The sequence below is a fragment of the Clostridium pacaense genome (assembly GCF_020709765.2).
In the GTDB taxonomy this organism is placed as follows: domain Bacteria; phylum Bacillota; class Clostridia; order Lachnospirales; family Lachnospiraceae; genus Enterocloster; species Enterocloster hominis.
Window position 1 is genome coordinate 25,214 of sequence record NZ_JAJFEB020000022.1, and the last position, 12,495, is coordinate 37,708.

The 12,495-nt window shown below is 54.0% G+C and carries 10 protein-coding genes; 2 read left to right on the forward strand and 8 right to left on the reverse strand.

The genetic code is table 11. The annotated features are described in order from the left end of the window. Positions 1 to 149 precede the first annotated feature (149 nt). From LK536_RS53695 to LK536_RS53730, 8 genes are all read right to left on the reverse strand, one after another. Positions 150 to 1,127, reverse strand: coding sequence for an ornithine cyclodeaminase family protein (locus LK536_RS53695; protein WP_506092237.1), 978 nt, complete (start codon positions 1,125 to 1,127; stop codon positions 150 to 152). Positions 1,128 to 1,162: 35 nt separating this feature from the next. Continuing rightward, the gene (locus LK536_RS53700) at positions 1,163 to 1,684 is read right to left on the reverse strand and encodes a 4Fe-4S dicluster domain-containing protein (RefSeq protein ID WP_008716437.1); all 522 of its coding nucleotides are present in this window, start codon (positions 1,682 to 1,684) and stop codon (positions 1,163 to 1,165) included. Continuing rightward, on the reverse strand, positions 1,684 to 3,840 hold the full coding sequence (locus tag LK536_RS53705) for a molybdopterin-containing oxidoreductase family protein (RefSeq protein WP_227797059.1): 2,157 nt from the start codon (positions 3,838 to 3,840) through the stop codon (positions 1,684 to 1,686). Before LK536_RS53705 ends, LK536_RS53700 begins: the two co-directional genes overlap by 1 nt. After that, complete coding sequence (locus LK536_RS53710; RefSeq protein WP_227797057.1) at positions 3,833 to 5,110, reverse strand: NAD(P)/FAD-dependent oxidoreductase; 1,278 nt, start codon at positions 5,108 to 5,110, stop codon at positions 3,833 to 3,835. Before LK536_RS53710 ends, LK536_RS53705 begins: the two co-directional genes overlap by 8 nt. A 12-nt stretch (positions 5,111 to 5,122) precedes the next feature. Then, positions 5,123 to 6,595, reverse strand: coding sequence for an MmgE/PrpD family protein (locus tag LK536_RS53715; protein WP_120055767.1), 1,473 nt, complete (start codon positions 6,593 to 6,595; stop codon positions 5,123 to 5,125). A gap of 154 nt (positions 6,596 to 6,749) precedes the next feature. Continuing rightward, positions 6,750 to 8,129: an MmgE/PrpD family protein gene (locus tag LK536_RS53720; protein WP_227797056.1), complete on the reverse strand. Its 1,380-nt coding sequence runs from the start codon at positions 8,127 to 8,129 to the stop codon at positions 6,750 to 6,752. A 19-nt stretch (positions 8,130 to 8,148) separates the two neighbouring features. Further along, on the reverse strand, positions 8,149 to 8,856 hold the full coding sequence (locus LK536_RS53725) for a maleate cis-trans isomerase family protein (protein WP_008716448.1): 708 nt from the start codon (positions 8,854 to 8,856) through the stop codon (positions 8,149 to 8,151). Between the two features lie 14 nt (positions 8,857 to 8,870). Next, positions 8,871 to 9,590, reverse strand: a complete 720-nt coding sequence (locus LK536_RS53730) for a maleate cis-trans isomerase family protein (protein ID WP_008716450.1) — start codon at positions 9,588 to 9,590, stop codon at positions 8,871 to 8,873. A 290-nt stretch (positions 9,591 to 9,880) separates the two neighbouring features. On the opposite strand from LK536_RS53730, the gene LK536_RS53735 reads away from it, so the two are divergent. Together LK536_RS53735 and LK536_RS53740 are read left to right on the forward strand one after the other, a co-directional pair. Continuing rightward, entirely contained in the window at positions 9,881 to 11,341 is a 1,461-nt protein-coding gene (locus tag LK536_RS53735; RefSeq protein WP_008716452.1) for an SLC13 family permease, read from the forward strand. A 35-nt stretch (positions 11,342 to 11,376) separates the two neighbouring features. Next, positions 11,377 to 12,444, forward strand: coding sequence for an NAD/NADP octopine/nopaline dehydrogenase family protein (locus LK536_RS53740; protein ID WP_227797055.1), 1,068 nt, complete (start codon positions 11,377 to 11,379; stop codon positions 12,442 to 12,444). Positions 12,445 to 12,495 lie beyond the last annotated feature (51 nt).

The following is a 12,495-nucleotide window of genomic DNA, read 5'->3' on the forward strand; positions in this document are numbered from 1 at the left end:
GTTAAATTGTCTCCCTGAAGGATTATTCTTACCAGAAATATGAAAGATATGAGCCGGATACCTGTTTTTTCATTCTTTGGGGACCGGCTGAAAAAGGCAGCCCCGGACCGGTGTCATGTGACGCCGGCCTGAAGCTGCCTTTACCAGACCTAAAAAACCATCTTCTGTCCAATCCCCTTTTCCAGCGCCCGCTCATAGACGGTCAGGGCGCAGTTCACATCGTGGGCCCCCATGCCCATATGCGTGGAAACTATGATTTCATCCTCCCGTTCCCGGCCAGGTACCTTTCCGGTGAGAAGTTCCGTCATATCGCCGGATACGTCCCCTTCTTTCAGCAATCCGCCTGGATTCAGCCGTGGTGACCGCAAAATATGGGCGTCCGGCCTGCGGTATCCCAGGTACCATTTGTCTGCCCTTTTTCCAATCTGCGGGTCCAGGTCCCGGAATCCCTCGATTCCAATCACGGTTGCGCCGGGCTTTAGCATATCCCAGGTAACAAGGGGTGTCTGTGCGCCGGATGCCATAAGGATTAAATTGCTTCCGGTTACTGCCTTTAAAGGGCTGTCACAGGGTATCACCTCCACCCTGTCCTTCAGTTCCTCCCTTACAGCCTCTATCGGCCCGGTACTCCGGCTGAAGATACGGACCTGCCTGATACAGGGGAACTGGGTAAGCATCCCCTTGATGCCGGACCTGGCCTGGGCACCGCATCCGCAGACCGAGAGGACCTTTGGCCCTGGCAGGCACAGGTGCCTGGCCTGTACCACGCCATGGCCTCCGGCCGTGCGCATGGCAGTGATGTTCATGGCCCCTACAAGGGCTATGGGGGACCCGCTTTTTGTATCACTTAAGATAACCAGGGTTCCGTGACAGAATGGATAGCCGGGCAGCGGGTCCGCATACGTGCTGATCCATTTAACCCCTGCCGCGTTTCTGTAGTGGAGGATGGCCGGCATGGAATGAAAATTGTTCATTTTCGCTTCATCCACATACATGAGCGCCATATCCCCCACCGTGATGTCCCCCAGGCCGATATGGAGGAAGGTGTCCTCTGCTGCTGCAATCGCATCAGCCGGGGTCAGCAGGGAACACACGTCTTCCTCATTTAAAAATAGCATATGATTCATTTTCCTACCCCCGCTTCCTACATCTGTAATTAACATCAGGTCCGCTTCCTTATGGATTGGATCAGTAGGTTGCATGCCCTGTCACTTCCGCTGTCCCGGTACTCCTCCTCAGTCACACAGGTCAACGCCTCAAAGGAACAGGCCCTTACACAGGCCGGCTGCAGCCCATGCTTCACCCGCTCATTGCAGCCGTCGCACTTGACCATTTTCCCATCCGTGACACGGTATCTGGGGGCGCCGAAGGGGCAGGCCATGGCGCAGCTTTTACAGCCGATGCAGTTGGTGTTATCATAAACAGTAAAACCTGTTTCCGGGTCCTTGCCCAGGCATCCTGCCGGACAGGCATCCACACAGGGAGCATCCGTACAGTGCATGCAGGCCGCGGACAGGTAGGCGCAGGTATTGCTGCCGTCCGCCTCCTCTATCTCCTGGTCAAAGGTTTTACGGTAACAGGTATCGCCTGCCGTCAGGTCAATATCATTCTGGTCCATGCAGCCCATCATACAGGCAGAGCAGGCACAGCACTTATCCGGATTAAATACAAAAACATGTTTCATTATTCAACCTCCTGGCATTTGCGGATATTACAGCGCATTCCCTTGAATCCGGGAAAACCGGAATAGGGATCCACATGATTGCGTCCTATCAGTTCGTTTACATTGGCCTCCGTATAACCGTGGAGCGTCAGGATGACACCCGGCTTTATCTTTCCCGTGACCTTGGCCTTCATGAAAATCTCGCCGTAAGGACTTGATAATGCAACCCTGTCCCCTTCCCTGATTCCCAGCCTCCTGGCATCCTCCCTGTGGATCTCACAGGTGGGGTCGGGCCGGATACTGCGCAGCCACGGGGTCCCATGTGCCCTGGAATGGATGGCATGGGCCAGCCTTGCGCCGGTGCATAGATAGAATGGATATTTCTCCTTTGTCCCAGGGTCATTCTGGTCTTCCAGTGAATCCCGGTAATCCGGCAGCGGATTCAGGCCAAAGGCAGGGTCTATGGATGCAATGGCAGTGGAATAAAACTCAAACTTCCCTGTGGCGGTCTTAAATCCATTCTCCAGGCACGTTCCAGGCTTCACAGGCCACTTGGCGGCAGGAACCTTCACCGGCAGGCTGCTTGCCTTTAAATCCGCAACCGTCAGTCCGCAGCCCTCAATCATCCAGTCCGCCGACGCCTCATAACCGGCCTTCAGGTACGGGTCATCCAGGTCCATGATGCGGGCCAGGCCGCACAGGATATCCACATCGGATTTAGACTCATAAAGGGGCGGGATTACCGGTTTTGTAAAGGTCAGGTAACCGCCCTGATACGCCTTTAATTCCCCCCTCTCAACCGAGGAGCAGGCAGGCAGGACAATATCCGCATACTTGGCTGTCATGGTCATGAACATGTCCGTGTCCACAAAGAAGTCCAGCTTATCCTTCATGGCAGAGAGAAGCTTATCTGTCTCAGGAAACATTTTGGCGTTCATTCCCAGCGCAAAGATGGCCTTCACCGGATAGGGTGTGCCCTCCTCCAGCTGGCGGAGCAGGTCCATTGCCTGGAATTCATCAAACTGGGCATTCCACAGGGGGAACCGCCCCGCCCCGATACGCTCCCCGTCCTTGGGATAACGGTCGGACCTGAACTCATGCTCCCTGACCTTAAAGCCGGCGGGCTTATGCAGGTAGGTCGGCGGATTGGGGACATTGCCGCCCGCCCTGTCAAAATTGCCGGTAAGGGCGGACAGGCACAGGATGGCCCTGTGGGAGTTAAACCCGTTAATGTGATGGACCAGGGCGGAGGCGGAAAAGTTGGTACAGGCCGGCCCGTTTGTGGCATAGAGCTTTGCCGCCTCATAAATCAGATCGGGTTCAAGACCTGTGATGCCGCTTACCCTGTCCAGGGGATACTGGTTCACCATTTCCTTATACTGGTCAAAACCGTATGTATATTTTTCAATGTATTCCCGGTCCGCCCAGCCATTGTCAATGATCAGCTTTGCCATCCCTAAGGCCAGCGCCCCGTCGGTACCCGGATTGATTTTCAGGAAGATATCAGCCAGGTTCCTGGATGCCGGGGTATCCCGTATGTCGATGATGATGACCTTCCCTCCTCTCTCCCTCAGTTTCTGCACGCCTGCCACGGAGAGATGGGCGGAATAATAGCCATCGTAATTCCAGCCTAAAAATGTATTGGCATGGCCCATGTCAGGTCCTGCGCCGCATCCTGCGGTCACCTTATCCGCAATTACCTTTGAGGCGCTGCAGGTACTGTCATCCGTGCCAAAATTCACGCTTCCGAACACATGGGCAAAGCGGTGGAAAATAGGGCGGTACCACTTGCAGTAACCGCTGAAGAAGGCCACGGAATGAGGGGAATAGGTTTCCTTGACCTGATTCAGCTTTTCTGCAATGATCCGGTAAGCCTCATCCCAGCTGATCGGTTCGAACCTGCCTTCCCCCCTTTCCCCTATGCGCTTTAAGGGCGTCCTGATGCGGTCCTCCCTGTAAATGTAGTTTCTAAGCGCGGAACCTTTCGTGCAAAGCCTGCCATGGTTATAGGGATGCTCCGGCGTACCCTCCACCCGGATGATTTCCCCGTCTTTCACATAGCAGTCCACACCGCAGTGATGGCCCGGACTGCAGATTGCGCACAGGGAATGTCTTATTTCAATTCCGGTATCTTCACCCGGAATCTTTGCCTTTATTTTTTTCTCAAGTTCAGTCAACGGATTTTCCTCCTAAAAATTCTATAAAGCCTGCCGGAAAGCCCTTATCCATCAGATAACAGATGCTCTGGACATCCAGACCGGCATCCGGGCTTTTCAGTGATTTGATGAAAATGCTTTTTAACAGGCCATTGCTGTCCGAAGAGTTAATGACATTGATACACTGGATCCTGCCCTTGTTTTTCGTCCCGCGGATATAATATGTTTCATCCTCATATTCATAAACCAGGTCCTCCGGGCCGCAGGCGCTGATATCCCCGATGCTGATAAAATCATAGTCCAGATAATGGGCCAGGTTCACAAGCACATTGGCGTCAAATTCCATCGGCACACCAGCCATGTTCGCCCCGGCTGTCCGTCCCTGTTTGACGGCATTCAGCCATACCCCTATGTTCCTGGTTTTCCCGCTTTGGGTGTCAATGGCCTCGCAGCAGTCCCCGGCCGCATAAATCCCCTCATAATTGGTCCGCATCCTGGAATCCACCATAATTGCCCGTCCCATTGCGAGTCCGCTGTCCCGTAAAAATGCAGTATTGGTCCGCACGCCCACGCAGACCGCAATCAGGTCGGCCGTAAACCGTTTTCCGCTTTCCATGACGGCTGACAGGCGTCCATCCTCCTCCTGCTCAATGGCCGAGAGCATCTGGCCGCAGGATACGGCCACCCCCTTTTGTTCCAGGTCTGCCTGGACCCTTTTGGCGGTTTCCTCAAATGCAGCGGTATAAAACATCCAGGGCGCCCCGTCCACCAGGGTGCAGGGAATGTTCCTGGACCTCAGGTCCTCCACCACCTTGATTCCCACCCAGGATGCGCCTATCACCACACAGCTGCGCACCTTTCCCGAGTCCAGCTTCTGCTTAAGATCCACGGCGTCCTCCGGGGTCCTCATCTTAAATACGCCGGGCATCTGGATTCCGGGGACAGGAGGCATGACGGCAGACGCCCCGGTGCTGATTAATATTTGATCATAAACCTTCCGGCTGCCGTCTGAAAGTATTATCTTCCGCTCACCGGGAACCAGTCCTGCCACCGGCGTCCGGCAGTTCACATTCAAATCAAGGGTTCCTGCAATCTCCTCAAGGGTCCCGAAGGGAAACATCCCCTCATAGGAAAGGGAGTCCTTCACATAATAGGTTGTGAGCATGGGATTGCACGGCCCTGTATCCGTATCCGAATACACATCAATGACAGCCTGCGGATCCAGTCTGCGTATTTCCCTGGCAGCGCTGTAACCAGCGCCGCCAAAACCGATAATGGCTATTCTTTTCATAAAGTCCTCCGCTTAGGCAAGCATTCCGCTGACAGAAGCAATATCGTCCACATGTTCAATATTGCAGATTGTCTCAATGACCTGCTCCAGCTTTTCTCCCTGCAGCACAGGGGATGCCTGGATACGGAACCTGCTTACAAACTCGCCGCGTTCCATCATATTGGCCGGATGGCCCGGATGGCAGTCCATGGAGCCGGTAAAGGTCCGTCCGTCCTTTAACGTTACCGTGATTGTCTTCATGGGATAAGAACCGTTCCGGAACTGCTTAAAGCCCGTCATAGGCGAATCCTCGGGAGAGGTTCCCGGCTTCACCCTCTTAGCCAGTGCAATGACCTCCCTGTCCTTCATCATCTCCGGCGTATACCAGTAGGCGCCGGGATTGGGATGCAGCAGCATGGTGGCGATTACATAGGGGGCGGAGAACTGGGCATGGGTTACGGAGGTAAAGCCTTCATCCGGAGCCCACATGCGGTTGCGGATAGGCGGGTCCAGGATGATTTCCTCAATGTCATCCGGTCCGAATCCGTGTTCCTTTGCCATTCCGTTCACCAGTTCCACCGGGGTCTGCACCCACATATTGGCGGGCCAGTGCTTAAGCAGGGTATCCATGATCAGATACCGCTCCCCCAGCTCCCTGGTAAGCCAGGACAGGTCCGCTTCCCCGGATCTGATTGTGGTATCGGCTGAACCGTTGGAGCCGTCATCCCCGCAGATGACGCCGGTGTAGCATCTGGGCTCATCCAGGGCATCCCTCTGGTTATGGATTCCTTTCTCCACGGACTTGGCAATCAGGAAGCCGTCCCTGGCCCGGTAACCGTGCTCATAGTGATAGAAATCCGACATGGTAGTTGCATGGTAGGCAACCGGAAGGGTGCTGCACTCACAGCCCATTCCGATGGCCTGGTTAATCTTCCTGGCATCCAGTCCGTAAATCTTGACAACCGGCAGGATGCAGGCAAATATCTGCCAGCTGGTCAATCCCCAGCCCTTTGTCTTCCACCGTTCGTCCGATGGCTGGACCGCCATGGCAATGCGCTGGTATACCTCGTACCCGGCCACGATGGCCGTAATCAGGTCCTTGCCGCTTTTATGCTTTTCCTCTGCCGCCAGCCATGCGCAGGGAATCACGCCTGCCGCCGGATGACCGGTCCAGGAACAGTCCTCCCAGTCCAGGGCATCGCTGATGGTACCCAGGACAAGGGCCGCATTGACCGCAGCCATTTTCCCATCCATGCCCCAGACCGTTGTAGGGCCGCCGGGGCCGCCGTTGGCCTCCCTGGCCATTTTCCCTGCTTTTTCTGCAATGGGGGTTCCCTTGGCAGCCAGGGCCGCGCCAATGGTCTGAAGCAGGATCATCTTGGCCCGCTCCACCACCTCCGGCGGGATGTCCTCATAGGATAATTGTTCCGCATACTCCGACAGTTCCTGGGTATATGTAGTTGGAGTAAGGAAATCATTGTCTTTATATAACCGGTTATACCGCATACTTGTACCTCCTCGTTATGAGCACTCAGCACCTGTCTTTTAGGCGCTTACGGCGCCTGTTTTTGCGCTGATGTGCAATACATTCCACTGATATGGAGCCGGGTCTTTTACCAGCTTCCCGCAGTGGCTGAATGATAAAAAATGGAACGCCGGATTAATGGAAGAAACCGGGAAGCACGGACGCATCCGGGCATTCCTCCAAATGACAGATGCACTCGATGGCGCCTTCTGTTTTCTCCTTGGACAGGATATTTTTTGTCTCCAGGCGGAAACGTTCCTTAAATTCATCCCTTGTCAGCATGTAGCGCGGGTGGCCCGGATGGGTGAAGGCACTCTCCGTATACTCGGTCCCATCCTTTAAACGGACAATCATGAACTTCTCCGGATGCTTGCCGTCAATCAGGTCCTTAATGAATTTCATCCCCGACATTTTCACAAATCCATCTGCCTTTACCTTGTTCATCAGGGCGATGATCCGCGCATCCTTCATGGTTTCGGGCTGATACCACAGCGCTCCCGGCTCCGGATGATACATGGCGCAGGCCGTCACATACGGAATGGAGAACTGGGCCTGTGTCAGGGACTCATATCCTGTCTCACTGTACCAGTGGCGGAAGGCAACGGACGGGCGTATGATGATTTCGTCCACCTCATCCGGGTTAAAACAATATCTGGTCACCAGACGGGAAGCCAGCTCCGCATAGGTCTGGACAAATACATTGGCAGGCCAGTGCTTTACCAGAAGCATATCCATCATCATCCAGTGGGTCCCCAGTTCCTTTGTGAGCCATTCCGGTTCCTGATATCCGCAGTGGGCCAGGTATGCGGTGGGGTCGTCAAAGGCGTCCTCCATGTTCTCGATACCATTTAAGGCGGTCTTAATCATGGTCACGCAGTTCTCCATGCGGTAACCGTACAGGTAATTCAGGGAATCCGACATGGTGATTTCGTGGACATTGGCCGGTATGATGGCACAGGCGGTTCCCACGCCAAAGGCCTGGTTCATCTTCTCTTCAGGCAGGTCCAGGAGCTTCATCAGCACCGGCAGGATCCCAAAGATATTGTAGCTGGCAATGCTGCTCCTCCCCGCCAGCGCCACCCTCTGGTACACCTCGTATCCAGCCACCACGGCGGTCAGGAGTTCCTTCCCGCTCCGGTGCAGCACCTCCGAGGCAATCACGGCTGCCGGGATCACACCTGCGGACGGATGCCCTGTCACGGAACAATCCTCCCAGTCCAGGGCGTCCCCCATTGTGCCTGCCGTAAAAGCAGCAGCCTCCCAGCTTACCTTCTTACCGTCCGCCCAAAGGGTAGCGCAGCCCTCTTCCCCCGGGCTCATTTCCTTGTAGATTTCCATTGCATCCCTGACCTGCTTTAGCTGTGCGCTGCACAGGCTGACGCCGCAGGTCTGCATCACCATCATTTTCGCCTGCTCAATGACTGCAGGCGGAATATCCTCATACTTCAGTGTCTTTATAAAATGACACAGCTGTTTCGTCATATCCGTTGTTATTTCATGAACATTAAAACCCATTTTCCATCCTCCTTGTTACCTAAATTGTGAACAGCCTGCCCAGCCCGTCAATCTTATCATTCACCCTGCAGTGGCGCAGGCAGGACCACAGGCTGGCCTGATGGCTGGTAATGACCGGCATCCCAAGATCCTCCTCCAGGATTTCTACCAGCTCCATGGTGGCCAGTCCCATACAGCTTAAGAAAAACACCTCGGCCCCTTCTGTTTTCAGTTTCTTGGCCTGGCGGTATAAAAAGGCCTTGCCCGGATGGGAGTATTCACCCACCCGGTTGAATCCCACTCCGGTAATGGAGGTGACCGTAATTCCATTGTCCTCCAGGAACTTTTTCTCAGCCTGGTTGGTTTCTTCCGGATAAGGGGTCATGACCACGGTCCTGTTAAGCCCCAGGGCCCTAAACGCCTCTAACACCGCCGTGCTGGTGGTCAGCCCCGGCCATCCGCAGGCCCTCTCAATCCGTTCAATACATTCCTTATCGAATCCATAACCTTTGATGCAGCTGCCTGAGGTACAGCCGAAAAGCACCACGTCATGACGCTTTTTCTTATACATCCTGGCGGCTTCCTCCAGCTGGTCCGACAGATAAATCAACCCCTCCGGCGTCGGGCCGGGGAAGGAAAGCCGGGTACTGTCAAAGGAGACCCCTTCCGGGGCATATTTATTAAATGCATATTCCACCTGATCGTCCAAGGGGGCGATCACACCGATTCTTGCCCGTAAACTATACATGTCCCATTCCTCCTTCAAAGCGTAAACAGTCTGCCCATTTTAGGAAGCTTTGCCCCTACCCGGCAGTGGCGCAGCGCGCTCCATAAAGTTGCCTGATGACTGGTGACCACGGGTATCTTAAGGGCAGTCTCCAGATCATCGATGATTTCCATGGTAGTCAGGCCCATACAGCTTAAGAAAAAGGTATCTGCCCCCTTTAAATCCATGTTGATGGCATTGCGGTAGAGGAAATATTCATCCGCCTCCTCAAGCTTATGTCCGTCCCGGCGTATAGAGCTTACGTCCATGCCGATGATGCTTGTAACCTCATATCCATTGTCCTCTAAAAACTTCTTTTCCGCCTCATTGGTTGCCTCCGGATAAGGGGTTAATACAGCCGCCTTCTTTGTTCCCAGCGCCTGAAAAGCCTCCAATACCGCGGTGCTGGTGGTAAGGCCCGGTATATTGCAGGCATTTTCTATCCTGCGGATGCATTCCTTATCCCAGTTGGCGCCCTTGATGCAGCTGCCGGATGTGCAGCCGAACACCACCAGGTCCACATCATATCCTTTATACCTGGCAGCCGTCTCCTCCAGCTGGTCCGTTAAGATCATAAGTCCTTCCGGGGTCGGCCCCGGGAAGTTGATTTTCATTGATGCAAAGGAAACTCCTTCCGGTGCATAAATGTGAAACGCATGCTCGGCATTTTCACTCATTGGGGTAATCAGCCCGATTTTCGCTCTCCAACCATACATAATTCGCTTCTCCCATTCCTTTCCTGTAGTCATGCCCCTGACCCTGTCTGCTCCTGCCATCATTCTAGCAACCCTTGGCACCTTTTGCCATCCGATATTTTTGGTATCCATTAGCAAAGAAACGTGCAGGCAGATTCTTTGGAATGTCTTTTATTTTTCCGCACAGATGATATAATAGCCCCAACCTGCTCCTTGCAACATTGTCCTTGCACCCTGCCCCAGGTGCCGGACAAATTAACCGACAGATTAATGCTTCATCTAGTGATACAAAGAATAAGGAGAAGATTGGTATGAAGAAAGGTTATTCACCTATGATGTATGTGCACATCATCATCACGCTGTTTCTTATGTTCGGCTTTGGTTTCATTCCGCCCTTTGCCACCCTTACCCCCATGGGTATGAGGCTGTTAGGCACGTTCCTGGGCGTTATTTACGGATATTCCACCTGCGAGATCATCTGGCCCTCCCTTTTCGCCTTCATCGCTTACGGCTTAAGCGGGTTCCCGGGCAGCATGAACGCGGGTATATCCGCCACCATGGGAAGTTCTACCGTGTTCCAGATCATCACCCAGTACTTTACCGCAGGGGCCATTGTAATATATGGTTTTGGGAAATGGTTCATCCGCTGGTCCCTGTCCCAGAAGGCATTTAAGGGAAAACCGCTGTTTTACACATGGTGCTTCATGTTCATCTTCATGTGGTCCGCCATTGTATTGAGCCAGATAGCCATGGCCCTGCTGCTCTACGCCATCTGGACGGATATCGCTGATTCCTGCGGCTATGACAAGGACAGCACATTCCGCTATTACGGCTTTGGCGGCATCCTTTTGTCCATGGTCATGGGCGGAGGGATGATTCCCTATAAGAGCTGGATGCTGGGCCTTGCAACGACCTGGGCCGATGTTACCGGGGAAATCGTCAACCTGGGATTCATGTTCCTTCTCACCGGCCTGGTGGGGACCATCGTGATGACGGCTTACGTCATCCTGGGCGCCAAGCTTTTCAAGGTGGATTTCAGCATCATGAAGGGCTTTGACGTGGAAAAAATGGGTGAGGACAGTAAGCATTTAAGGCCCAGGGCCAAACGCATCATCATTGTTTATGTCATCATCATGCTGCTGTCCATTTTTGCCGGGACCTTTACCAAAAACCCGGTTTCCAATTTCGTCAACAACACCCTGACCGTGGGCGGTCTGTACTGCCTGTGCTCCGCCATCCTGATGGTCCTTCCCAGCGGCGAGGGGGACAAAAAGGCAGCCATTGTGTTTAATGACATCAAGCACTCTGACGCAGCGGTCAGCTGGCCCGTCATCATGATGTGCGCAATCACCATCCCCCTGGCCACTGCCATGACCAACGAGGCAACCGGGATCCTTCCCTGGCTTACGGGAATATTCGAACCCTTATTTGCCGGAAGGGGTCCGCTGTTTATCTTAATCTTCACCATCATCGTGATGATGATCCTTACCAACATCGGGTCCAATATTGCCTTCGGAGGGGCCATGATTCCCGTGGTCAGTCCCTTTGTAATGGCCGCGGGCATGAACCCGGTCATAGCGGGCGCTGCCCTGATCTGGATTGCCAACATCGGGATTGTCCTTCCCGGCGCATCCGCCCCGGCCTCCATTTTCCATGGGCGGAGCGAGATACCGGATGCCGCCATGCGTACCAAGGTGGTCTGCTTCGGCGCGCTGCTCATCCTTATAACAACTACCGTTGTATTCTCCATCGCCCAGCTGATTGCGGGATGAATGATAAAATCGTGTAAGAAAGAGAGGAATTCAAAATGATCCAGAATATCACTGTAATCGGAGCCGGTTCCACCGGTCATGCGGTTGCCGCCATCATGTCGCAGAGGGGCTTTCAGGTAACCTTCCATGATGACGCGCGTTTCCAGAAGGAGCTGGATGCCGTAAAAGAAATGGGATTCATCCAGCTGCGCGGCAAGGTCCACGGGACCGGCACGCCGGCAAAAATCACATTGGACCCAGGGGAAGCCGTTGAACATGCAGAGGCCATCTTCATCCACGTCCCCTCGGACCGCCACGAGGAAATTGCACGCCGGATTGCCCCTTATGTCAGGGACGGACAGCACATCCTCATCATTCCGGGAAACCTGGGATCGTTCATTTTCAGGGATGTGTTTAAGGAAATGGGTGTTACTGCAAAGGTCACCCTGACGGAAAAGGAAGGCAACTTCTGTCCCTGCCGTCTCTCCGCCCCCGCCGAGGTCACGGTCGGCATGCCGTTAAACTTAAAGGGAAAGGCAGCCTCCCTTCCCGCCTCTGACACGGAAAAGGTGCTGAAAGCATTAGAAGGCGTAGTGGAATACACTGCCAATGAGAATGTATTTGAAGGCGTGGTCAATGCAGGCAATGTCATCAACCACATCGCCAGCACCGTCCTGTCCACTCCTGAAATCGACCGAAAGGGAAATCAGTTTTCCTTATTCAAGTATGCATTCACCCCCTCCGTGGTCCGCTGCATACGGAAAATCAGCGAGGAAAGGAAGCAGGTGATTGAAGCCATGGGCCTGACGGTCCACGGCAATCCCATCGGGATGATTGACAAGGTACTGGACCTTGACAATCACCCGGAGGTTCATGTATTCTATGAGTATATGGACGGTCCCAATGCCGTAGATCATCGTTATCTCCATGAAGACTGCAGCTGCGGAGGCGCATTCGTCCTCTCCGCTGCCCAGCGTCTCGGCCTTGACATGCCGGTGTTGCGCTCCTTTTTAGGCGTGGCCGGTGCAATCAATGACCGGGATTATATAAACGGCGGCCGCACCCTTGGGAATCTGGGGTTTGCAGAGGATATAGGGATGGAGGATATCTACAAGGAACTCTGATACATATCAGGCTGCCGCATCAAGCCAGTGCCGCCCGGCGTATTTACGCCG